General features: G+C 65.6%; 21 protein-coding genes. 16 read left to right on the top strand and 5 right to left on the bottom strand.

Annotated features, from left to right (window positions below; all coding sequences use genetic code 11):
- Positions 1-182 precede the first annotated feature (182 nt).
- Positions 183-1307 (top strand): hypothetical protein, encoded by a 1125-nt coding sequence (locus tag ACXAJV_RS02990; RefSeq protein ID WP_475081772.1) that lies wholly within the window; start codon positions 183-185, stop codon positions 1305-1307.
- Positions 1308-1405: 98 nt separating this feature from the next.
- Positions 1406-1984 (top strand): helix-turn-helix domain-containing protein, encoded by a 579-nt coding sequence (locus tag ACXAJV_RS02985; protein ID WP_475081769.1) that lies wholly within the window; start codon positions 1406-1408, stop codon positions 1982-1984.
- A gap of 6 nt (positions 1985-1990) precedes the next feature.
- Here ACXAJV_RS02985 and ACXAJV_RS02980 read toward each other — a convergent pair whose 3' ends face one another.
- The 3 genes from ACXAJV_RS02980 to ACXAJV_RS02970 form a co-directional block, all read right to left on the bottom strand.
- Entirely contained in the window at positions 1991-3043 is a 1053-nt protein-coding gene (locus ACXAJV_RS02980) for a 2-oxoacid:ferredoxin oxidoreductase subunit beta (RefSeq protein ID WP_475081767.1), read from the bottom strand.
- Positions 3044-3142: 99 nt separating this feature from the next.
- Positions 3143-4978 carry a 2-oxoacid:acceptor oxidoreductase subunit alpha gene (locus ACXAJV_RS02975; RefSeq protein ID WP_475081765.1) on the bottom strand — a complete coding sequence of 612 codons (1836 nt, stop codon included), beginning with the start codon at positions 4976-4978 and terminating at the stop codon, positions 3143-3145.
- Positions 4975-6771 (bottom strand): FAD-dependent oxidoreductase, encoded by a 1797-nt coding sequence (locus ACXAJV_RS02970; protein WP_475081762.1) that lies wholly within the window; start codon positions 6769-6771, stop codon positions 4975-4977. The genes ACXAJV_RS02975 and ACXAJV_RS02970 overlap by 4 nt, the downstream gene beginning before the upstream one ends.
- A 220-nt stretch (positions 6772-6991) precedes the next feature.
- Here ACXAJV_RS02970 and ACXAJV_RS02965 point away from each other — a divergent pair, with 220 nt between their 5' ends.
- The 3 genes from ACXAJV_RS02965 (at position 6992) to ACXAJV_RS02955 (ending at position 9602) form a co-directional block, all read left to right on the top strand.
- The gene (locus tag ACXAJV_RS02965; protein WP_475081760.1) at positions 6992-8284 is read left to right on the top strand and encodes an ATP-grasp domain-containing protein; all 1293 of its coding nucleotides are present in this window, start codon (positions 6992-6994) and stop codon (positions 8282-8284) included.
- On the top strand, positions 8277-8978 hold the full coding sequence (locus ACXAJV_RS02960) for a gamma-glutamyl-gamma-aminobutyrate hydrolase family protein (RefSeq protein ID WP_475081757.1): 702 nt from the start codon (positions 8277-8279) through the stop codon (positions 8976-8978). Before ACXAJV_RS02965 ends, ACXAJV_RS02960 begins: the two co-directional genes overlap by 8 nt.
- A 369-nt stretch (positions 8979-9347) precedes the next feature.
- Positions 9348-9602 (top strand): hypothetical protein, encoded by a 255-nt coding sequence (locus ACXAJV_RS02955; protein WP_475081755.1) that lies wholly within the window; start codon positions 9348-9350, stop codon positions 9600-9602.
- Between the two features lie 37 nt (positions 9603-9639).
- Here the strand turns inward: ACXAJV_RS02955 and gcvA are convergent, their stop codons facing one another.
- Positions 9640-10575 carry a transcriptional regulator GcvA gene (gene gcvA / locus ACXAJV_RS02950; RefSeq protein WP_475081754.1) on the bottom strand — a complete coding sequence of 312 codons (936 nt, stop codon included), beginning with the start codon at positions 10573-10575 and terminating at the stop codon, positions 9640-9642.
- A 182-nt stretch (positions 10576-10757) separates the two neighbouring features.
- Between gcvA and cysG the strand changes: the two genes are divergently transcribed.
- From cysG to ACXAJV_RS02900, 10 genes are all read left to right on the top strand, one after another.
- A complete protein-coding gene (gene cysG / locus ACXAJV_RS02945) occupies positions 10758-12086 on the top strand; it encodes a siroheme synthase CysG (RefSeq protein WP_475081752.1) in 1329 nt (442 codons plus the stop codon).
- A complete protein-coding gene (locus ACXAJV_RS02940; RefSeq protein ID WP_475081751.1) occupies positions 12083-12352 on the top strand; it encodes a DUF2849 domain-containing protein in 270 nt (89 codons plus the stop codon). Before cysG ends, ACXAJV_RS02940 begins: the two co-directional genes overlap by 4 nt.
- Before the next feature lie 4 nt (positions 12353-12356).
- Positions 12357-13994: a nitrite/sulfite reductase gene (locus ACXAJV_RS02935; RefSeq protein WP_475081748.1), complete on the top strand. Its 1638-nt coding sequence runs from the start codon at positions 12357-12359 to the stop codon at positions 13992-13994.
- Positions 13981-15093, top strand: coding sequence for a phosphoadenylyl-sulfate reductase (locus ACXAJV_RS02930; RefSeq protein WP_475081746.1), 1113 nt, complete (start codon positions 13981-13983; stop codon positions 15091-15093). Before ACXAJV_RS02935 ends, ACXAJV_RS02930 begins: the two co-directional genes overlap by 14 nt.
- A gap of 33 nt (positions 15094-15126) precedes the next feature.
- Positions 15127-16143 (top strand): cysteine synthase A, encoded by a 1017-nt coding sequence (locus tag ACXAJV_RS02925; protein WP_475081743.1) that lies wholly within the window; start codon positions 15127-15129, stop codon positions 16141-16143.
- A gap of 45 nt (positions 16144-16188) precedes the next feature.
- Positions 16189-17007 carry a ferredoxin--NADP reductase gene (locus ACXAJV_RS02920; protein WP_475083275.1) on the top strand — a complete coding sequence of 273 codons (819 nt, stop codon included), beginning with the start codon at positions 16189-16191 and terminating at the stop codon, positions 17005-17007.
- A 75-nt stretch (positions 17008-17082) separates the two neighbouring features.
- Entirely contained in the window at positions 17083-17835 is a 753-nt protein-coding gene (locus ACXAJV_RS02915; RefSeq protein ID WP_475081741.1) for a DUF72 domain-containing protein, read from the top strand.
- A 413-nt stretch (positions 17836-18248) separates the two neighbouring features.
- Complete coding sequence (locus ACXAJV_RS02910) at positions 18249-19241, top strand: homoserine dehydrogenase (protein WP_475081738.1); 993 nt, start codon at positions 18249-18251, stop codon at positions 19239-19241.
- Entirely contained in the window at positions 19241-20179 is a 939-nt protein-coding gene (gene metX / locus ACXAJV_RS02905) for a homoserine O-succinyltransferase MetX (RefSeq protein WP_475081736.1), read from the top strand. Before ACXAJV_RS02910 ends, metX begins: the two co-directional genes overlap by 1 nt.
- A 1-nt stretch (position 20180) precedes the next feature.
- Positions 20181-21323, top strand: coding sequence for a trans-sulfuration enzyme family protein (locus tag ACXAJV_RS02900; protein WP_475081733.1), 1143 nt, complete (start codon positions 20181-20183; stop codon positions 21321-21323).
- A 158-nt stretch (positions 21324-21481) separates the two neighbouring features.
- On the opposite strand, the gene glpK is transcribed toward ACXAJV_RS02900, so the two are convergent.
- A complete protein-coding gene (gene glpK / locus ACXAJV_RS02895; protein ID WP_475081731.1) occupies positions 21482-22972 on the bottom strand; it encodes a glycerol kinase GlpK in 1491 nt (496 codons plus the stop codon).
- Positions 22973-23063: 91 nt separating this feature from the next.
- On the opposite strand from glpK, the gene ACXAJV_RS02890 reads away from it, so the two are divergent.
- Entirely contained in the window at positions 23064-24008 is a 945-nt protein-coding gene (locus ACXAJV_RS02890) for an alpha/beta fold hydrolase (RefSeq protein WP_475081728.1), read from the top strand.
- The last annotated feature ends 2 nt before the right edge of the window (positions 24009-24010 follow it).

Below are 24010 nucleotides of genomic sequence, written 5' to 3'. Positions count from 1 at the left end.
TTTTATAATCCCAAACCGGCCGGATGTGAAGGTGGACGCTTAACGCCACCTTCCGAACGCAACGCCAGACGCGCAGCAAGACAGTTTTGTGAAATTGTCACCCGGCTGACGTTTGCCGATTGATCCGCCGACAGGGAAATTGCTACCTGCCCCCGCACTTCCCGGAAGAAAGGTAGTCCGTCATGGCTGATATTACGCTTGCAGCCTGGGTCTTTTCGATTGTCGGCTTTCTGATCGCCTCCTATTCGATCGTCGCCAACGACGCGATCCAGACCTTGGGTACCTTTCTCAGCTCCAACGCCAAGCGGCCCTGGTGGATCCTCTGGCTCTATGCCTGCTCGATCCTGACAGCCGTCATGCTCTGGGGCTATTTCGCGGGCAATCAGGACATCGCCTTCGACCGGCTCAACGAGCTGCCCTATCCCGAAGGCGGCGTGAAATGGTGGCACGCCATTCCGCCACTCTTCCTGCTCATCCTCACCCGTTACGGCATCCCGGTCTCCACCACCTTCCTGGTCCTGACCATTTTCGCCCTGACCGGCGGCGCGGAGACCGAAGGCGTCCTGCCGAAAATGCTGACCAAGTCGGCGCTGGGCTATATCGTCGCGATCGGCGCCGCCTTCGGCGTGTATCTCATCATCTCGCGCATCTTCGAGCGCTGGGTTCATCGCACCATCGACGAGCCGCACAAGCCCTACTGGTTTGTCCTGCAATGGTGTTCGACGGCATTCCTGTGGTCGCAATGGCTGATGCAGGATCTGGCGAATATCTTCGTCTTCCTGCCGCGCACCACCGAGCTCGTGCCGGTGATGGAGAACGGTGCACCGCTGCTGCAGGATGGCGTGGCCGTCATGCAAACCCAGGTCACCTTCTCGCCGATGCTGCTGGTTTTCGCGACGGTGGTGATGCTCGTCCTGCATGCCTTCATCTTTGCCACGCGCGGTGGCGAGATCCAGAAAATCGTCCTGAGCAAGACCAATACGACTGATGTGCGCGCCGCAACGCTGGTCGACCTGATCTACGGACTTATCCTGTATTTCTTCAAGGAACTGAACGACATCCCGATGAGCACGACCTGGGTCTTCCTGGGTATGCTGGCCGGCCGCGAGATCGCGATCTCCTATATCGCCGGCCTGCGTTCGCACATGGATGCGCTCTGGGACGTCATCTCCGATGTCCTGCGCGCCTTCATCGGCCTGGTCATCAGCGTCGTTCTGGCCATCCTGCTGCCGGCCATTGCGCGCGGCGAATTCGGCCTCCTGATGTCGGATCTGCCGGGCTATGTCGGACGCGCGCTCGGTTTCTGAGTTTCACTCGCGAGCAAAGTTCATCAAATATGAGTGCCGTCCCGCGGCGCGCTTCCCTAAGACCGGATTCACCTTGGGGGCTGGAAGTGACTGCGGGAATGGACTGGGCATCACGCGTTCGTACCGTGCGGCAGAGGCTGCACCTGAAACAGGTCGCCCTGGCTCAACTCATCGGAGTGAGCCAGACCTATATATCAAGACTTGAGGCCGGCAGCGTCACGCCGCCCGACGATGTCGTGGCGGCGCTGGAACGCCTGAGCGAGGATCCGCGCACGCGCAGCCCGTTCGACGACCTGTTGGCGCTGGTGCGGCTCAGCCCGTTTGCCTGTTTCGTTGTGCGCGCCCTTCCTGCCGAGGGCCGTTTTCCCGTCGAGGCGGCGAGCGCGTCGATGTGCGAGACCTATCTCGGGACCCGCTGCCTCGATCTGGCGGATGACGACCGGCTCGCGGATCTCTGCACCCACGCCGCCGCGATCCATGAGGCCGGACTTTGCGAGGGCCGGGTCCTCGCCGCGACGGCACCGTGGACGGCACCGAAGGGCGAGACAGTAACGCTGCACTATGTGCCGCTGCGTGACGGGGCCGGTGGTTGTTTTCTCCATGCCAGCCTGGCCACGCATGACGGACCGGACCGGCTGCGCATCACGCCGGCCGACCACCTCTCCCCCACCGGCTGACGCTACTCAGCGATAGCGCTTCTGCAGGGCCGCCAGTGCACCCGCGCCCGGGTTCAGCTGGTCGTAGGGCAGCGCGTTGAGGGGTGCGTCCGGCAGCCGGTTGGCGGCATGCATATCGGCCATGTCCTCGTTGAGATAGAGCAGGCCGGTGCGGATCTCGCCGTCGCTGCCGCCGAGCATCAGCGTCTCGATCGCCTGGGCGCGGTCGCGCGGGTCATAATCGCTGTCCGTCTTGCGCAGCCGAAGCTCGCCGCCATCATGCAGGGTCACCCGCATCGCGCCGTCATCGGCATACTCGCCGGTGATCTCTTCGGCATGAGCGACGAAATCCGTGTGCACCAGCGGATGATAGTATTTGTAGGTATGGGCATAGCTCTTGGTCGAGCCGGCATGATCGTTGAAGGTCACGCAGGGCGAGATCACATCGATCAGGGCAAAACCCTTGTGCATCAGTCCCGCCTTGATCAGCGGCACCAGTTGCGACTTGTCGCCGGAGAAGGCGCGCGCCACGAAGCCGGCCCCCAGGGTCAGCGCCTGCACGCACGGATCGATCGGCGTCTGCTCGTTGGGCACGCCCTTCTTCGACTTCGAACCATAATCCGCCGAGGCGGAGAACTGGCCCTTGGTCAGCCCGTACACGCCATTGTTTTCCAGCACGTAGAGCATGTTGAGATTGCGGCGGATGGCGTGGGCGAACTGGCCGAAGCCGATGGAGAGTGAATCTCCGTCGCCGGAAATGCCGATATAGTGCAGCTTGCCGTTCACGGCATTGGCACCGGTCGCTACCGACGGCATGCGGCCGTGCACGCAATTGATCCCATGCGACTGGCCCATGAAATAGGCCGTCGTCTTGGACGAACAGCCGATGCCGGAAACTTTCGCCGCGCTTTCCGGCGCCAGGTCCAGCTCCCAGAAGGCCTGCACCAGGGCTGCCGTGACCGAGTCGTGGCCGCAACCGGCACACAGGGTCGACATCACGCCTTCATAATTGCGGACCGACAGGCCCAACTTGTTCTTGGGCAGGTGCTTGTCGATGAAGGGTTTCGGCATGGAGGTCATGCGGCGTCTCCTGAAGCATTTTCAGCGAAAGTGGGAACCGGTTTCGCGGTTCGAAAATGCGGCAAACAACGCGTTGGAACAGGAGGATTGATCATGGAATCAATGGTCCTGTTCCAAGGTTTCGAGGTGTGCCGTGACACCCTCGACGATGAATTTCGGATTGGCGGACATGCCGGCATAGTCGAGGACCGGAATGAGGCGCGTCTTGTCGGCCGAGGTCTCGTTGATCAGCAGGGTACGCAATTGCGCATCGCGGTTCTGCTCGACGACAAACACCTCGTCATAGCCGGCGATGAAGTCGTCGACTTCCTGGCTGAAGGGGAAGCCGCGCACACGCAGATAATCCAGATGCACGCCATCGGCCGCCATCCGGTCCAGCGCCTCACGCACCGCCCCGTCACAGCCGCCGACCGAGACAATTGCCCGGCGCGCGGGCTTGCCGCACGTGATGACGACCGGTGCCGGCACAGCGGCGGCAGCGTTCTTCCACTTCTGCGTCAGCCGGTCGAGCACCACCTTGTACTCGTCGCTGTCCTCGGTATAGCCGCCCTTCCAGTTATGCCCCGAACCGCGGGTGAAATAGGCGCCCTTGGGATGCACGCCCGGCAGGGTGCGGTAGGGAATGGCGTCGCCGTCGCGGTCCTCATAGCGGTAGAATTTCTCGATCGCCTCGAGCTCGTCCTTGCCCAGCACCTTGCCGCGATCGGGCTGGTAGCTGTCATCCCAGGTGAGTTCCGGGATCATCCAGTCATTCATGCCGATATCCAGATCGGTCATGAAGAAGACCGGCGTCTGGAAGCGTTCGGCCAGATCGAAGGACTGCACCGCCATCTCGAAGCATTCCTTCGGATTGGCGGGGAAGACGAGGATGTGCTTGGTGTCGCCATGACTGGCATAGGCCGCCAGGGTGAGATCGCACTGCTGGGTGCGCGTCGGCAGGCCGGTCGACGGCCCCGCCCGCTGCACGTCGAACAGCACCACCGGCACCTCGCCGTAATAGGCAAAGCCGATGAACTCGCTCATCAACGAGATGCCCGGCCCCGAAGTGGGGGTGAAAGCCCGCGCACCATTCCAGCCGGCGCCGATCGCCATGCCGATCGAGGCCAGCTCGTCCTCGGCCTGGATGATGCAGAACTTCTTCTCGCCGGTATCCTTGTCGACGCGGAATTTCTCGCAGAACGACTTGAACCCGTCCATCAGCGAGGTCGAGGGCGTGATCGGATACCAGGCGCCGAAAGTCGCCCCGGCATAGACACAGCCCAGCGCGGCCGCCGTATTACCGTCGATCAGGATATGCCCGGCGGTCCCGTCCATCGCTTCCACGCGCAACGGCAGCGGGTCGGGATAGTGCTCGCGCACATAATTCAGCCCCAGTTCGATGGCTTTCATGTTGGCATCGATGAGATGTGCCTTGGTGCCGAACATCTCGGTCACCAGGCCGCGGATCACCTCGACATCAATCCCGGTCAGCCCCGCCACGGCACCGACATAGGCCATGTTCTTCATCAGCACCCGGGTGCGCGCATTGTCGAACTGCGCGTTGCACATGCGCGCCAGCGGCACACCGATGGCTGTGATGTCCGTGCGGCCGTGCAGGTCCGGGCGCGGCCAGGTGGAATCGTAGAGCAGGAAGCCGCCCGGCGAGACCTCGGCGAGGTCCTGGGCGTAGGTTTCCGCATTCATCGCGACGACGAAATCCGCCGTGCCCGAGCGCGCGAAATAGCTGTCCTTGGTGATGCGGATCTCATACCAGGTCGGCAGACCCTGGATGTTGGACGGGAAGAGGTTCTTGCCGACCACGGGCACGCCCATGCGGAAGATCGCCTTCATCAGCAGGCCATTGGCCGAAGCCGAACCGGTGCCGTTCACATTGCCGATCTTGATCACGAAGTCGTTCACACGCACTTCGCCCGGTGTTTCCACGACGTCCTTCATTCCGCCGCCACCTTTCCGGCTTCATTGTCGACATGCGGAATGAAAATGTCCGCATCCTGCATGTCCCACGCGGCGGTGGGGCAGCGTTCGGCGCACAGGCCGCAGTGCAGGCAGAGATTCTCGTCCTTCACCATCACCCGGCCGGTATCCTTCAGCGGCTCGGAGACATAGAGCGCCTGCTCCTTGTTACCCGCCGGCACCCGCATCCCCTGGCGCAGATCGCCCTCCTCGCCATTGGGCAGGATGGACAGGCAATCCACCGGACAGATGTCCAGGCAGGCATCGCATTCCTTGCACAAGGGCGCCTCGAACACGGTCTGCACATCGCAGTTCAGACAGCGTTGCACCTCGGTCGCGATCCGCTCGGCGTCGAACCCCAGCTCGACTTCGGTCTTGCGGTTGGACAGGCGCTGTTTCAGCTCGACCAGCGGCATGTCGCGGCGATGGGCGCCGGTATAGGCGTTGGAATACATCCACTCATTCACGCCCATCTTGGCGGACTGGAGATTCACCCCGCGCGGCATGCGCTCGGTGATCGCCTCGTCCTGGCAGTGCTTGTGGATGGAAATGGCCGCCTGGTGGCCATGCTCGACCGCCCAGATGATATTCTTCGGACCGAAGGCGCTGTCGCCGCCGAAGAAGACACCCGGCAGGGTCGACTGGTGCGTCGTCTCGTCGACCACCGGCACGCCCCACTTGTCGAACTCGATGCCCAGATCGCGCTCGATCCAGGGGAAGGCGTTTTCCTGGCCGATGGCGAGGATCACATCGTCGCAGGGGATCACCTTGGTGCCGGCCTTGCGCGTCTCGGTGATATTGCCGTCATCGTCGAGCTCATACTCCATCAGCTCGAATTCCATGCCCGTCAGCTTGCCGTTCTCGACGACAAAGCGCTTGGGGGAATGATTGACGACGATCTCGACATTCTCGTCCTCGGCATCCTCCAGCTCCCAGGGGGAAGCCTTGAAGAATTGCCGCGGCTTGCGGGCCATAACCTTCACATCGTCCGCGCCCAGGCGCAGCGAGGTGCGGCAGCAATCCATCGCGGTATTGCCGACACCGATGATCAGGACGCGCTTGCCGATCTTCTCGATGTGCTCGAAGGCGACGCTTTCCAGCCAGTCGATACCGATATGGATATTGGCATCGGCCTCTTCGCGGCCCTCGATCTGCAAATCCTTGCCCTTGGGCGCGCCGGAGCCGACGAAGACCGCGTCATAGCCGCCCTCCATCAGGGCGCGCAGGCTTTCCACCCGGCTGTTCAGCTTCAGCTCGACACCCATGTTCAGGATGTAGCCGATCTCCTCGTCCAGCACTTCTTCCGGCAGGCGGAAGGCGGGGATATTGGCGATCATCAGCCCGCCGGGCCGGTGATGCGCCTCGAAGATCGTGCATTCATAGCCCAGCGGGGCAAGATCGTTCGCCACGGTCAGCGAGGCCGGACCGGCTCCGATGAGGGCGATCTTCTTGCCGTTTGTCTTATCCGGCTTTTGCGGCAGGAGATGGCTCACCTCATCGCGATGATCCGCGGCGACGCGCTTGAGCCGGCAGATCGCCACCGGCTCCTCCTCCACCCGGCCGCGCCGGCAGGCCGGCTCGCAGGGCCGGTCGCACACCCGGCCCAGAATGCCGGGAAAGACGTTCGAGCGCCGGTTGACGAGATAGGCCCCGGTGAAGTCACCCTGGGCGATCAGACGGATGTATTCGGGCACCGGCGTATGTGCCGGACAGGCCCACTGGCAATCCACGACCTTGTGAAAATAGTCGGGATCGCGCGTATCGGTCGGTTGCATGCTCCTCACCCCGGGCGATGCCGCCCGTAACCTGTTGGCGCATGTGGTCCTTGGCGGCCACCTGTTTTCTGCATTCTCACATGGTCACGGCCGCGCCGGTCAAGCGAATTCCCCTTGCATCACAGCGAATTTGAACGGGTTTGTTTGTTTATGAGAGTGAGTTGCATGGCGGGAACGCTTGCACCACCCGGGCGTTGTGTTGGCGACGTAGGGAGACGACATGAGCAAACCTGTCATCATCATTACCTATGCCCGCAGCCTGATGGCGCTGACCGTGGCACAGTCGGTGCGGCCGATTGCCGGCCGGCTGATCGGCGTGGACAGCGTGGACTGGACGGTGCTGGGCTTCTCCGGTCTGTGCGACGAAACACGCTGCATTCCGGACCCGAACGAGACCCCGGAAGACTATGTCGCGGCGCTGGTCGAACTGAGCCGGGAATGCCGGGAAGATACGGGCGGGCCGGTACTGGTCATGCCGGTCTTCGAGGACACGCCCCTTCTGGCGGCGCACCGCGAGGCCTTTGCGGACGGCGTGACGATCGCTGCCCCGTCCGCCGAGGCGATCGCACAGGTTCATCCAAAGGATCGCCTGGCCCGCTCTGCGGAAAAATGGGGCGTACCCGCACCAAAGACGCAGGTGCTGACCGATCCCGACGCCACGCAAGCTCCGCAGATCGAGCACGCCCTGCCGGCCATCCTCAAACCGGCCGAAGGCTGTGGCGGTCGCGGCATATCCCTGGTCGATGATGCCGGGACGCTGGAACAGGAGCTGGACGACCGGGACGGCACGACCCTGGTCCAGACCCCCGCGCCCGGCGAGGACTATTGCGTCACGGCTATGGCCGATGGCGAGACCGTGTTCGCCCTGTCCGCCTACCGCAATCTGGAGCAATTCCCGCCGCAGAGCGGCGCCGGGGCCCTGCGCGAAACCATCAATGCCGCCCCGTTCCGGGAGGCCATGGAGACCCTCGCCCGCGGCGCCGGCTGGACCGGAACGCTGCAGGCCGACTTCCGCTGGACCGGCAAGCCCGGCGACACGCCACAACTGATCGAGATCAATGCCAGGCTCTGGGCCGGCATCACGCATTCGGTCAACTCCGGCGTGGACTATCCGCTCCTGCTGGCAAAACAGGCACTGGGCGAAAAACTGCCCGAGGCCGGCGAGCCGGAAATCGGCTATCGCTCCAAACTTCCCCTGCTCTGGCTGGCCGGCCTGACCGGCAAAAGCCTGGAGGAAGCAGACTACTTCGCCCAGATCGAGGACAATTGGCGCGAGCTGAAGGAAGCCGATGCCACCCTGCCCGAACGGATCGGCCAGCTTTGGCTGGACATGACGGATTTCGAGACCCTGAAGGACGATGTCGAGACGGCCATCGAACGTTCCCGGCGCGGCGGCGACGCCGATGCCGATGTCGGCCCGTCCGAAGCCGGCAGCACCGCCCTGGGCAGCCTCTTCATCCTGTCCCACCTCTTGCGCTATGGCAGCCTGCCCGCCGAAGTGAAGCATGACTGACACCGCCAGAAGCGGAAAACCCCTGATCGGATACACGGTCGGCACGCGGGGCGATCACGGCATCGCCTTTCTGCTGCGCCTGGCGGTCCGCCTGGGCGGCGGGCGCGCCACCCGTCTGACCGCCCTGCCTCAGGATCATGCCGGACCGGAACCCGACGGCCTGCTGCTGGGCGGCGGGCTGGACATCCACCCGGAGCATTATGACGGCGATCCGGAGCTGCTGACCGATCACGACCCCCAGCGCGACCGCCTGGAATGGGCCTGGCTGGACCGGGCTGATGAAGCCCCCCTGCCCGTCATGGGCATTTGCCGCGGCCTGCAGATGATGAATGTGCACGCCGGCGGCGACCTGCATCAAAGGCTCGACCCCGACCTGGTCGCCACCCTGCCCAACGGCCCGCTGGGCTATCTGATGTTCCGCAAGCCGATCCGTATCGAGGACGGCTCCCACCTCGCCCGGGCGACCGGCGCAACCGCGCTCGAGGTCAACAGCCTGCACCGCCAGGCCGTGCGCAATCCGGCGCCCGGCTTTCATGTCACCGCCCGCGAACGCGCCAGCGACGGCATCCAGGCCATCGAAGCCGACACGCCCGCCCTGCGCCTGGGCGTACAATACCACCCCGAACTCCTCCTCCATTCATCGGATGCCCGCGCCTTGTTCCGCTATTTCGTGGACGCGTGCCGGGGTGGGTAGGTTCTCTTCGTTCCCACATGATGGGGAAGCGCATCGGGTCGAAGGCGGAGGAGGACAACCATCAACCCCATTTATCACGCACATTTTTCCCGGCTGCATGTCCCGCGAAGGCGGGACGAAGAGCCGGGACCGAAAGAACGGACATCGAGCTCGCCTCGCGCTCACTGGATCCCGGATCTGCAGCCCGCCTCCGAGGGCTTCCGTCCGGGACAAGCGGGAAGAGAACGACCCGCTCCCCATCGACGAAACCTATCGCGCAGATTTACCATCACTCCTGTCAGGCATTTCCAGTGATGAGGGCCGCGAATCATCCTCAATGCTTCTCGCGCGGAACAAACCAGGCCATCCGACAAGCGAACGAAGGTGACCATGACCGATGAAGAAATCGATGCTATCGAACAACGATGCAGAGCTGCACGCCCGGGTCCCTGGATTTCTTTCGTGGAAGGACGGGATCATCTGAGCGGCTCCAGTTTCATCCAAGTTGGAGACGGCTCCAGCCGTTCTGACGACATCGAGTTGACTGGAGCAACCGTACTCGATCAGGATTTCATCGCCGGGGCGCGAACCGACATTCCCCGCCTGATCCAGGAAGTACGTAGACTTCGAAAAACTGTCAGCTAAAGCTGCACGGGCAATTCCGTCGCCCGGCATCAAAGCCCTACAACTCATCCACCGAGTGCTCGTGCACCCGGGCCTCGCCCCGCAGCCACGCAATGAAAGCCTCGGCGTCCGGGCTCAAGGGGCGGTTCCTCGCCGTGACGATGTGGTAGGCGGAGCGCACGGGGGAGGTGCCGTCGGCGAAGAGGGCGACCAGGCGGCCGGAGGCCAGGTCGTTCTGGGCCAGGGCGCGTTTGGCCAAGGCTACGCCGCGGCCGGCCACAGCGGCATCGATCACCAGGGCGGACTGGTTGAAGCGCACACCGCCGGCCGTATCGACCCCGCGGATATTGCGGGCCTTCAGCCAGGACGGCCAGTCGGCGCCATCGACCTCGCTTTCCGGCGAGGCGTCGTGCAGCAGGGTGTGACCGTCCAGATCGCGCGGCGTTGCCAGGCGCGGCCCGTCGCGCAAGAGGTCGGGCGAGCACACCGGCAGCACTTCCTCGGGCAGGAGGGTTTCCTCGTTCAGCGTCATGTCGCCGCCCGGCCCGTAGCGTATGCCCAGATCGGCGGCCCCGGCCGACAGGTCGACCCGTTCCGAGGTTGCCGCGATCCACACTTCCACGCCCGGCTGGGTCTCCTGGAACCGGTGCAGGCGCGGCGCCAGCCATTTGCCGGCGAAGGAGGGCGCGACCGACACGGTCAGCGCGCGGCGCTGCACGGGCTGGCGCATCAGCGATACGGCGCGCTCCAGCGTCTCGAAGGCATCGGAAGCGACATTCGCCGCCGCACGGCCGGCCTCGGTGAGGGAGAGGCCCCGCCCCTCGCGCACAAAAAGCGGGGCGCCGACATGCTCTTCCAGCGAGCGGATCTGCTGGGAAATCGCCCCCGGCGTCACGGCCAGCTCATCGGCAGCACGGGCGAAACTTTCCAGGCGCGCCGCAGCCTCGAAGGCACGCAGCGCATTGAGCGGGGGAAGGCGGGAGGATCGGGCCATGGCTTCAGTTTAGTTTTTCTAATCTGAAATGCCAAGAAACGTCGTTTGAAACCGGGGCATCGAATAGAAATATTGCACTCGTCGCGCCACGAAGGCGCAGGATCGGATGAGTGAACATGCGGGTCTTTCCAGCTTCCATTCCCCTAGATGGGCGCACGGTGATTGTCGTCGGACGTGGACCGATGGCCGAACCGAAGGTCCGCCTGTTCGCTGCCTCACCGGCCCGGTTACTGTGGTTCACCGGAAACACGGACGATCCTGTTCCCGCGGATATCGCCCAATATGCGCGGATCGAACGCCGCATGCCGACGCGGCGGGACCTTCGTGGCGCGACTTTGCTTTTCATCGCCGGCAGCGACGGCATTCCCGTCGATGCACTGGCCCGCACCGGCCGCCGTCTGGGCATTCCGGTCAATATCGTCGACAGCCCGTCGGCCTCCGACTTCCAGACTCCCGCCATTGTCGACCGGGACGGCATTGTCGTCGCCATCGCCTCGGGCGGCGCGGCGCCGGTCCTGTCAGTGGATATCCGCGCTGCGGTGGAGCAGGTCCTGCCCGCGCGCATCGGCACGCTGGCGGACCTCGCCCGCGAGCTGCGCGACACGGTAAAGTCGGTGCTGACGAAATTCGACGACCGCCGCGCTTTCTGGGAACGCGCCCTGCGCGGCAAGGCCCGCGACCTGGCGCTCTCGGGCGACAGGGCCGGCGCCCGCCGCGAAATGCTGCGCGAACTGAACGGTGAACGCGCCGAACGCAGCGGCATCGTCCACCTGGTCGGCGCCGGTCCCGGCGATCCCGACCTGCTGACCCTCAAGGCCGCCCGCCTGCTGCGCGAAGCCGATGTCATCGTGCACGACCGCCTGGTCTCCGAAGGCGTGATGGCGCTGGCGCGCCGCGACGCCGCGCGCATTGATGTCGGCAAGACCAAGGGCCATCACCCGGTCTCCCAGGAGGAGATCGGCGAAATCCTGGTGCGCGAAGCCCGCAAGGGTCAGCGCGTGGTGCGCCTCAAGGGCGGCGATCCCTTCATTTTCGGCCGCGGCGGCGAGGAGCTCGACGTGGTGCGCGCCGCCGGTATTGCGGCTGAGGTCACGCCCGGCATCACGGCTGCCATGGCGTGCGCCGCTTCGGCCGGCGTGCCGCTGACCCATCGCGATCATGCCCAGTCCGTCACCTTCGCGTCCGGCGTGGTGAAAAAGGACGGGCCGGATGCCGACTACCGCGCCCTTTCGGCCCCCAATTCCACTGCCGTCTTCTATATGGGCGTCGGCGCGGCGCCGGAGATCGAGCGCAAGATGATCGCCGCCGGCCGCGCCCCGTCCACGCCCGTCGCCCTGATCGAGAACGGCACGCACGATACCGAACGCCGCGTCTTCGGCACGCTGGGCGGCCTCGCCGCGCTGGTCGTGCGCGAAGGCATTGCCGGCCCCACCGTCATCATTGTCGGCGAAAGCGCCGGCACGGCCGCGGCCCAGGCCGCCGCCCAAGCCTCCCTGGAGAACTACGCATGAAAGCGATCACCGCAAACCGCCTGACCGACGGCCGCGTGATCTACCGCACGGCCGAGGGGCAATGGTCCAGCCGCCTGGACGAGGCCGAACATCTGGACGGCGACGCCGCCGAGGCCCGCTTGGCCGAGGCCGAGGCCGAATTCGGCATCGCGGTCGGCCCCTATCTCATCGACATCGAGGACGAGCGCCCCGGCGGCCAGAAATGGCGCCGCGAGGCGATCCGCCTGACCGGCCCGACGACCGGTTCCACCCACGAGCCCGCCTGATCCCATGTACAAGTATGACGCCTACGACCATGCCCTGGTGCGCGAACGGATCGATGAGTTCCGCGACCAGGTCGCACGCCGCCTCGACGGCCGGCTGACGGAAGACCAGTTCAAGCCGCTGCGCCTGATGAATGGCGTCTATCTGCAGCTGCACGCCTACATGCTGCGGGTGGCCATCCCCTATGGCACGCTGAACGGTCCGCAATTGCGCACCCTGGCCCATATCGCCCGGCGCTATGACCGCGGCTATGGCCATTTCACCACGCGCACCAATATCCAGTTCAACTGGCCGGCCCTGGTGGATGTGCCGGACATTCTGGACCATCTCGCCAAGGTCGAGATGCACGCCATCCAGACCTCGGGAAACTGCATCCGCAATGTCACCGCCGATCCCTTCGCCGGGGCCGCGGCCGACGAGATCGAGGACAGCCGTCCCTGGGCCGAGATCATCCGGCAATGGTCGACCTTCCACCCGGAATTCACCTTCCTGCCGCGCAAGTTCAAGATCGCCGTCAATGGCGCCCGCGACGACCGTGCCGGCATCCGGGTGCACGATATCGGCCTGCAGATCGTGAAGAACGAGGCCGGCGAGACCGGGTTCGAGGTCTGGGTCGGTGGCGGCCAGGGCCGTACACCGCGCCTGGCGCAGAAGATCCGCGACTTCCTGGCGCCGCGCGACCTCCTGTCCTACCTCACCGCCATCCTGCGCGTGTACAATCAGCACGGCCGCCGCGACAATCTCTACAAGGCCCGGATCAAGATCCTGGTCGAGGCGCTGGGCGCCGAGGAATTCGGCCGTCAGACCGAAGAAGAATGGTCGCAGATCCGCGAGGGCGAGCTGGAATTGCCCGCCGCCGAGATCGCCCGTATCCGCGCTTTCTTCGACCGTCCCTCCGTGTCGAAGGCGCAGCCGGTTCCGGTTTCCGGCAAGCCCGGTTTTGCCGGCTGGCTGCGCCGCAATCGCCGCGCCCACCAGGTCGAGGGCCTGTCTTCGGTCGTCATTTCGCTGAAACCGGTCGGCGGCACGCCGGGCGACATCACCGACGACCAGCTGGACATCGTCGCCGACCTGGCCGAGCGCTACGGTTTCGACGAGGCCCGCGCCACGCCGGACCAAAATCTGGTTCTGCCGCATGTGCGCAATGAGGATCTGGAAACCGTCTGGGACGCGCTCGTGTCCGCCGGCCTCGCCACCGCCAATGCCGGTCTGGCGACGGATATCGTCTCCTGCCCGGGGCTGGATTATTGCAGCCTGGCCAATGCCCGCTCCATCCCGATCGCCCAGGCGATCTCCAATCTGGTGGAGGCGGAAGGCCTGGCCGAACCCGTCGGCGATGTGACGATCAAGATCGATGGCTGCATCAATGCCTGCGGACACCACCATGTCGCCCATATCGGCGTGCTTGGCGTCGACAAGCGGGGCGAGGAATTCTACCAGATCACCCTGGGCGGCGCCTTCGGCAATGATGCGTCGATCGGTGGCATTGTCGGCAAGGGTCTGGCAGGCGAGGACGTGCCCGGCGCGATCGTGCGGGTGCTGAAAACCTATCTGGAAATCAGGGACGAAAACGAACGCTTTATCGACACGCTGCGGCGCGTCGGTGCCGATGCGTTCAAGGAGTCGATCTATGTTGCAGCTTGAGCGCAATCCGCAATCCCGCAAGCGCGTCGAGGCCCAGATGGAAGCCGGTGGCGGCGCCGTGGTGGAAATCCCCGGCGAGGCCGACTGGCGCGAGGCCGCCGAGCAGGCGCGCGGCGCGTTGCAGGTCGATATCCGCTTTGCCAGCTTCAAGGACGGGCGCGGCTTCTCGCTCGCAGCGCTTCTGCGCGAACGCGCCGGCTATGCCGGCAAGCTGCGCGCCGTGGGCGATCTCATTCCCGACCAGGCCATGCATCTCAAGCGCGTCGGCTTTGACGATGTCGCCCCGGACAATGACAATCTGGACGATGACTGGGCCCGCGCCCGCGCACGTTTCACCCACGCCTACCAGCCCGCCCAGGACAAGCGCACGCCGGTCTTCCGCCACCGCCAGGCCGCTCCGAAGGACGACCTCGCCGCGCTGAATGCCCGCTATCGCGGTCTCGATGCGATGGACATTCTCGAGGACGCCATCAAGAACGAGTGGACCGGCAGGATCGCCATGCTCTCCTCCTTCGGCGCCGAGGCTGCGGTCGGCCTGCACATGATCGCCCGGATCGCCCCGGACACGCCGGTCGTCTTCCTCGATACCGGCCGCCTCTTCGCCCAGACCGAACAGTATCAGCGCGCGCTGACCGAACAGCTCGGCCTGACCAATATCCGCGTGCTGGCACCCGACAGTGCCGAGGCGGCTGCCGAGGATGGCGATGACCGTCTGTGGCAACGCAATCCCGATGCCTGCTGCGCCCTGCGCAAGGTGCGTCCGCTGGCGCGCGCCATCGGCGATTACGACGCGCTGATCACCGGCCGCAAACGCTTCCATGGCGGCGAGCGCCTGGCCCTGCCTGTCGTCGAGCGCATCGACGGCCGCATCCGGGTCAATCCGCTAGCGGCCTGGGATGCGGAACGTGTGAACGCCTATTTCAAGCGCTTCGATTTGCCGCGACACCCCTTGAGCGATATGGGGTATGCATCCATCGGCTGCTGGCCGTGCACCGCCCCGGTCGAGGATGACGGCGATGTACGCTCCGGCCGCTGGCGCGGACGCGACAAGACCGAATGCGGCATCCATGTCCCCGCCGAGCGGATCGCGGCGGAATAGGCTGGACAGACAAACCAGGAAGGACACACCCGCGTGTCACATGTGCTCGACCTGATCGGCAATACGCCGCTGATCCGGCTGGATGGCCCATCGGAGGCCACCGGCTGCGAGATCCTCGGCAAGGCCGAATTCCTCAATCCGGGCGGATCCGTGAAGGACCGCGCCGCGCTGAATATCGTGCGCGAGGCCGAGGCCGACGGCTCTTTGAAGCCCGGCGGCACGATCGTGGAAGGCACGGCCGGCAATACCGGGATCGGGCTCGCCCTGGTCGGCGGCGCGCTGGGCTATGACGTCATCATCGTCATGCCGCGCACCCAGTCGGAAGAGAAGAAACAGGTCATCCGCTCGCACGGCGCGCGGCTGATCGAGGTGGATGCCGCCCCCTTCTCCAGCCCCAATCACTTCGTCCATTATTCGCGCCGCCTCGCCGAAGAGCTCAACGAGAGCCAGCCCCATGGCGCGATCTGGGCCAACCAGTTCGACAATCTCGCCAACAGGCGCGCCCACGAGAAGACCACGGGTCCGGAAATCTGGCAGCAGACCGGCGGCAAGATCGACGGTTTCATCTGCGCGGTCGGTTCCGGCGGCACGCTCGCCGGCGTCGCCGCCAGCCTGCGCGCGAACAGGCCGGACATCGCCATCGGCGCTGCCGACCCGGCCGGCGCAGCGCTCTATAATTACTACACAAAGGGCGAGCTGAAGGGCGAAGGCTCCTCGATCACCGAGGGGATCGGCGTCAACCGCATCACCGGCAATCTTGAAGGCCTGGATGTCGATCACATCTTTCGCATCGAGGATGCGGAAATGCTGCCCATCCTGTTCGAGCTGGTGAAGACCGAGGGCCTGTCGCTGGGCGGTTCGGCCGGGATCAATATCGCCGGTGCCATCCGCCTCGCCCGCGAGCTGGGCCCCGGCAAGACGATCGTAACGATGCTGTGCGATGCCGGATCCCGCTATGCCGGCAAGCTGTTCAATCCGGAATTCCTGGCCAGCCGGGGCTTGCCCGTCCCGCCCTGGGCCGCTAGCGAAGCGCCGCGTGCCACGGCCTGACACCAGGCCGCCAAGGTAGAAGAGACGATAATGAACGACATGACGATGACCTCGACCGCCCGTGTGAAAAACGCCATCTCGGCCAAGCCGGGTCCCTACACGATCGAGACCGTGCTCGAGGTCAAACACTATACCGACCGGCTGTTCTACTTCCGCATCACGCGGCCGGACGCCTTCCGCTTCCGCTCCGGCGAATTCGTCATGATCGGCCTGCCCAAGGAAGACGGCAAACCGCTTTTGCGCGCCTATTCCATCGCCAGCCCCTTCTGGGACGAGGCGCTGGACTTCTATTCGATCAAGGTCGCCGACGGCCCGCTCACCTCGCGTCTCCAGCACATTCAGCCGGGCGACCAGGTCCTGCTGGGCAAGAAGCCGACAGGCACGCTGGTGCTCGACGCGCTCAAGCCGGGCAAGCGGCTCTACATGGTTTCCACCGGCACCGGCATCGCGCCCTTTGCCAGCCTGATCCGTGATCCGGAGACCTATGAGAAATTCGACCAGGTCATCCTCACCCATACCTGCCGCGAAGGCGCCGAGCTCGCCTATGGCAATGAGCTGGTAGAGGCGGTGAAGTCCGACGAGCTGATCGGCGAGATGGCGCAGGAGAAACTGGTGCATTTCGCATCGACCACGCGCGAGGACAGCCCGGTGAAGGGCCGCGTCACCGATCTCATCGAGAGCGGCGAACTCTTCGGCCACCTCAACGTCCCGCCGCTCGACCCGGCAGTCGACCGCGTGATGATCTGCGGTTCCGAAGGCCTGTTGAAAGACACCAAGCAGATCTGCCTCGACCGCGGCTTCATCGAAGGCTCCAATGCGGCGCCGGCCGACTTTGTGGTCGAAAAGGCCTTCGTGGCGACTTAGCAGACGCGCGCTCGCGCCCCTATATAGGTCGGACCATACAGGTTAGGACTGGCAGCGACGGGGAGCGAGCACGCCATGACGGGAATCATCAGGGCCGGAATCGGCGGCTGGACCTATGCGCCCTGGCGCGGTGTCTTCTATCCGGAAAAATGGGTCCAGAAACGCGAACTGGAATACGCCTCGCGGCATGTGACCTCGCTGGAAATCAACGGCACCTATTATTCCGGCTTCAAGCCGGACACCTGGATGAAATGGCGCGACGAAACGCCGGAGGATTTCGTCTTCGCGGTCAAGGCCAGCCGCTTCTGCACCAACCGCAAACGTCTCTCCGAGGGCGGCGAGAGCATTGCGCGCTTTCTCGACCAGGGGCTGACCGCGCTGGGCGACAAGCTGGGCCCGATCAACTGGCAGTTCATGGCCACCAAGAAATTCGATCCGGAAGATTTCGAGGGCTTCCTGAAACGCCTGCCGCAGGAGAAGGACGGCATCCGCCTGCGCCACGCGCTGGAAGTGCGCAGCCCCACCTTCGACACCGAGGAGTTCTACGATCTCGCCCGCAAATACGGCGCCGCCATCGTCTATGCCCATGATGACGAGGCGCCCGGCTGGCCGCGCATCGACCAGGACACGGCGGACTTCAGATATGCCCGCCTGATGTCGAGCCGCGAGGACGAACCCACGGGCCTCTCCGCGGAAGAACTCGACGGCATCGCCAGCCAGACCCGCGCCTGGGCCAGGAACGGCGACGTCTTCGCCTATTTCATCGCCGGGGCAAAGGTGCGCAATCCCGCCGCCGCGCAGGCACTTTTGGCAAAGCTCGGGAAGTAGCCGCGCCCGCTACCCGCCTTTCTTCCCCACGCTGTGGGGAAGTGGGCCCTCCGTAGCCTTGGCGATCTGATACGCCAGGCTTCCCCTGCGAAGCGGGGGAAGTGCCGAGCGAAGTGAGGCGATGGGGGTAAGTGCGCGCTTCGCGCTCTGCGCTGCTCACGCAGCGCCCCCTCAGCCGGCTGCGCCGACAGCTCCCCCGCAAGCGGGGCGAGCCCTGTTCCGCAGCCCCACACACCCCTTGACACATATAAACATATCTTTATACGTGAAGCCGCGCCGATTTGATGTTCAGCTTGCGGGCGCGGAATAAGTACGGCTAAAGCGGAGCGACCGAAGGCATCGAAGCGACTTGTCGCCACCCCCTTCGTTCCGCAAATCGGCGTTCGTTCTTTTCCGCGCATATGGAAAACGACATGACGCAACTTGCGGCCCTCGATTTCGAGCTTCCCTCGCACAATGTCCGCCCCCTCCGCACCCGCCTGCGGGCGGTGCTGCTGGGTTGCGGCACGGTGAATTCCGGTGTTCTGGACGGGCTGGCAGAGATGTCCGAAGCCGTCGAGGTGTCTGCCGTGGTGACGCGCCGCGCGCGCGCCGGCAAGGATGGCCGCACCGCCTGGCTGACCGATATCCGCGACGCGTTCGACACCGGGCCAGACCTGGTGATCGACGGCCTGCCAGACTGTCCGGCCGCCGAAAAAGCGCTGGAACTCGCCGTCGAGCGCGGCATCCATGTCGTCTCTGCCAACAAGGCCGTGATCGCCCGCCGCCCGGATCTGGAAGTGCGCGCCCGCCGCAAGGGCACACGCTTTGTCTATTCCGCCGCGGTCGGCGGTGGCGTGCCGGTACTGGAAACCGTGATCCGCCTCACCTCGGCCGGCGAGCGTATCGCAAGCGTGCGCGGCGTTCTCAACGGCACCTCCAATTTCGTCCTGGGCCTGCTGGAACAGGGCACGGGTTTTGACGAAGCCATCGCCGCCGCCCAGGCCGCCGGCTTCGCCGAGGCCGACCCGTCTGCCGATATCGACGGGCTGGACGCGGCGGCCAAGCTGGCGCTGATCGCCCGCAAGGCCTTTGCCTTCGCCCCGGACGCCGCCAGCATTCCGGCCGACAGCCTGCTCTCGCTCGATCCCGGCCAGGTGTGCGGCGCCCGCGAAAACGGGCTGCGTTATCGCCAGCTGGCCGAGCTGACCCGTCTGGAAGACGGCACGATCGATGCGCGGGTCAGCCTGACCGCCCTGCCGGAAGACCACCCGCTCGCCCGTCCGGAAAACGAAGAAAATACTGTCGAGATCGTCTGTGAAAGCGGCCTGAAGGTCGTGCTTCACGGCAAGGGCGCCGGCCGTTCCCCCACGGCCGGCGCCGTGCTGGCCGATATTCGCGATCTCGTCGAAGCCGGAGAGGTATGATGGCCGTGACCCTGGAATGCATCCCCTCCACCCGATGTCGTGACATCACCACCATCGCCCTGGCCGGCAATGGTTCGCCGGTGCGCGTCACCGGCCGCATCACCGGTCCGGACGAAGCCCCGGCGGTCGTTGTGCTCGGCGGTATCTCCTCGGGCCGCGCCGTCACCGATCATGAGAGCGAACCCGGCTGGTGGGCCGCCCAGGCGGGACCGGCCCGCGCCATCGACACCGACCGCCGCCGCATTCTCTCCTTCGACTTCATCGGCGAAGAGCTTTCCCCCTTCCCCACTACGCAGGACCAGGCGCGCGCCATCCTCGCCCTCGCCGATGCAGCCGGGATCGACCGGTTCGACATTATCGGCTCCTCCTATGGCGGCATGATCGGCCTCGCCCTGGCCGCGCTGGCTCCGGCACGGGTCGGCAAGCTGCTGGTGATTTCCGGCGCCCATCGCCCCTGCGCCATGGCGCAGGCCTGGCGCTCGATCCAGCGCGAGACCGTGGAACTGGCCCTGCGCCTGGGCGACGGCGCCGCCGGGCTCGATCTTGCCCGCCGTCTCGCCATGACCACTTATCGCACGCCGGACGAGCTGGAAGAGCGGTTCTACGCCCCCGATCCGGACAGCCGTGACGCGGGCGGCATTGCCGGCTATCTGGAAGCCCGCGGCCGCGACTATGCGCAGACCGTGTCGCCGCAGCGCTTTCTCGCCCTGTCCTGGTCCATGGACGCGCATGATGTGGACCCGGCCGGCATCGCCTGCCCGGTCACCTATCTGGCCGTGCTGGAAGACCGGCTGGTGCCCGCTTCGCAGATCGCCGAAGCCGCCGGCCGCACGCCGGACGGGCGGCTGAAAACCCTGCATTCGCGCTATGGCCATGACGCCTTCCTGAAGGAAGAGACGGCCATTGCTGACGCCATCACCGACTTCCTGCGGAGCTGATATGAGCCAGGATCCCCGCACACGGGCCATCCGCGCCGGTCTCAACACCGACCGCAGCTGGAACGCCGTCATTCCGCCGATCTCGCTGTCGACCGCCTATCGCCGCGAGGACCCGGCGGTGCAGCCGGCCTATGATTATGCCCGCACCGCCAATCCGGGCCGCTCCCTGCTGGCCGATGCCATCGCCGAGCTGGAAAACGCCGCCGGGGCCGTGGTCACCGGGTCTGGCATGTCGGCCATCGACCTTTTGCTGCACGATCTGCCCTTCGGGGCACGGGTGATCTGCTCGCACGACGCCTATGGCGGCACGCGCCGCCTGCTCGATGCGCGATCCTCGGGCGGACGCCTGGTGCCGGTCTATGTCGACACGTCCGACCTCGACGCCGTCTCCGCCGCCCTCAACGAGGACGCAGCCCTGATCCTCGCCGAGACGCCGTCCAATCCGCGCCTGCGCATCACCGATATCCGCGCCCTGGCCAAACTCGCCCGCAATGCCGGCACCGAGCTGGCCATCGACAATACCGTGATGTCGCCCGCCCTGCAGCGGCCGCTCGACGGGGGGGCGGACTATTCCGTCCAGTCGATCACCAAGCTGATCAACGGCCATTCCGACATGGTGGGCGGCGTGGTGTGCTGCGCCGATCCGGAACGCGTCGAGCGCCTGGCCTGGTGGGCCAATTGCGTCGGCACCGGCGCCGGGGCCTTCGACAGCTATCTCGCCCTGCGCGGCCTGCGCACCCTGCCCCTGCGGGCAAAAGCCCAGTGCGAGAGCGCACAGGAGGTCGCCACCTGGCTGGCGCAGGACGATCGCATCGCCCATGTCGACTATCCCGGCCTCAACACCCATCCCGGCCATGACATCGCCGCCCGCCAGCAGGACGGGTTCGGGCAATTGATCTCGATCCAGCTGTCGGACAATGCCGCCAGCGCCCGCGATGCCGTCTCCCGGCTCGACCTCTTCACCCTCGCCCAGTCCCTGGGCGGCGTGGAAAGCCTCGTCTGCATCCCCGCCCTGATGACCCACGCCTCCATGTCACCGGAAGCCCGCAAGGAGGCCGGCGTCCCCGACACGCTGATCCGGCTTTCCGTGGGTCTTGAAGGTGCCGCCGACATGATCGCCGATCTGGACAAGGCGCTGGGTTAGCGCTTCACGGGCCAGCACCGAGCTTTCCCCCTCATCCGCCCTCCGGGCCCCTTCTCCCCAAGGAGAAGGGGTTCTTGACGCCAAGCTCAGACCGAACTCCCTCTCCCCTGGGAGAGGGTTGGGGAGAGGGGGGAGGCACCGAACCTTGGCGGGAAATCTCACCGCGTCCGCACCCGCGCGACCGCATCATGCCAACCGGCGCGGTCGGCCTGGCGGTTTTCGCGGGCCAACTCGGGCGCAAAGGCCCGGTCCTGCGCCCAGAGCCGGCGGCCGTCTTCCAGGCTGGCAAAAATCCCCGCCCCCAGACCGGCCAGGAAGGCCGCGCCCCAGGCGGTCGCCTCGGACTGGACCGGACGCACGACCTCGATCCCGGTGAGATCGGCGAGGCGCTGCATCAGCGCGTTATTGGCCGTCATCCCGCCATCGACCCGCAAGCGCGTTGCCGCCACGCCGTCGGCGGCGATGGCGTCGAGCAGGTCGCAGGTCTGGTGGACGGTGGAGTCGAGCGCCGCCCGCGCGATCTCGGCCCGGCCGGACCCGCGGGTCAGCCCGACAATGGCGCCGCGGGCATCCGGGTCCCAATAGGGGGCGCCCAGCCCGGTGAAGGCGGGCACGAGATAGACGCCGCTGTCCGGATCAGCGGACGCCGCCAGCGCCTCGATCTCCGAGGCCTTGGCGATCAGGCCCAGCCCGTCGCGCAGCCATTGCACCGTCGCCCCGGCCGACAGGATCGAGCCTTCCAGCGCATAGACGGTCTCGCCGCCGATCCGCCAGGCAATCGTGGTGAGAAGCTGGTTCTGCGACAGCACGGGTTCATGGCCGGTATTGATCAGGAGGAAGGCACCCGTGCCATAGGTCGATTTCATCTCGCCGGGCATGAGACAGGCCTGGCCGATGGCGGCGGATTGCTGGTCGCCGGCGACACCCGTGACCGGCAGGGCCCGGCCCAGCACGCCCGCCTCCGTCACGCCGAAATCGCCCGCACTGTCGCGCACCTCCGGCAGCATCGCGGCCGGGACGCCGAACAGGGAGAGCAGGTCCTCATCCCAGGCATTTGTGCGGATATTGTAGAGCGCGGTACGGCTGGCATTGGTGGCGTCGGTGGCATGCACAACGCCGCCGGTGAGACGCCAGATCAGCCAGGTGTCCACCGTGCCGAAGACCAGCTCGCCCGCCTCGGCGCGCGCGCGGGCGCCATCGGCATGGTCGAGAATCCAGGCGATCTTGGTGGCGGAAAAATAGGGATCCAGCACCAGGCCGGTCTTCTCGCGCACCCGATCCGCATGACCGGCCTCGCGCAGCGCGGCACAGGTCTGCGCCGTGCGCCGGTCCTGCCAGACGATGGCATTGTGCACCGGCTCGCCGGTCTTGCGGTCCCAGACGAGGGTGGTCTCGCGCTGATTGGTGATGCCGATCGCAGCGACTGCATAGCCCGCCTTGTCCGCCGCCGCGAGCGCCTCGCGGGCCGTCGCCCGCACCGTCGCCCAGATCACGTCGGGGTCGTGCTCGACCCAGCCGGGCTCGGGATAGATCTGCTGGAACTCACGCTGGGCAACAGCAATCACCTCATACGTGTCGGTGAACACCACCGCGCGGGAGCTCGTCGTGCCCTGGTCGATCGCGAGGATCGCCGTCTTGCGCTGCGTCATACTTGTCCCCCTCCCCGGTTTTCGTGTGACTATAGCCATGACGCGCCTGGAAGAAACGGGCTAGGTTCGGCATCAGAAAAGGGGAGCATGCATGACCGACGACGCCTTCAAGCCCGAACGGCTTGCCAGCCCCACCGGTGCCGATCTGTGTGTCTATACGCGCGAGGCCGACGGTCCGGCACGCGGCATTGTGCACATCAATCACGGCCTGGCCGAACGCGCGGCACGCTATGCCCGTTTCGCCGGCGTTCTGGCCGCGCGCGGCTATCACGTCATCGCTCACGATCATCGCGGCCACGGCCTGACCACCGCACCCGATGGCGCCCCGCGCCGCTTTGCCGACACCGATGGCTGGACCAAGGTGATGGGCGATGTCAAAGCGGTCGAGGACGAGGCCAAACGCCGCTGGCCCGGCCTGCCGCTGGTGGTCTTCGGTCATTCCATGGGATCGGTCGTCGCAGTCAATTACGCCCTGCGCGAACCGGACAGCATCGCCGGTCTTGCCGCCTGGAACGGCAACATGGCGCTGGGCGGGCTGAAATCCGTGATGCGTTTCGTGCTGTGGTGCGAGGCGCTGGCGGGCGGCCCCTTCACGCCCAGCACCACGATCGACAAGCTGACCTTCAAGGCCTGGAACAAGCGCTTTCCCGAAGGCCGCAGCGATGCCGATTGGCTGTCCTCGGACCCGGCCGAAGTTGACGCCTATGTCGCCGACGAGCTGTGCGGCTGGCCGTCCAGCGTGTCGCTCTGGCACGACTTCCTGGGCGGGGTCGCTTTCGCCGAGGATGACGGCAATCTGGAGAAACTGCCGAAAGACCTCCCCGTCCACCTGATCGGCGGATCGCTGGATCCCGCGACCGAGGGCGGCAAGACCGTGCAACATCTTGGGGCACGCATGGAGCGCCTGGGGATGACCAACGTCACCCTTGAGGTGCTCGAAGGTTACAGGCACGAGACGATAAACGAGGTCGGACGCGACGCCGCCATGGCCGGTTTCGCGGACTGGCTCGACAGCGTCTGCCCGGCGAAAACCTAGAC

Source organism: Maricaulis sp. ABE4_448 (genome assembly GCF_056160825.1).
The sequence above is the reverse complement of the archived record's forward strand: the minus strand, read 5'-3'. Positions and strand labels throughout refer to the sequence as shown.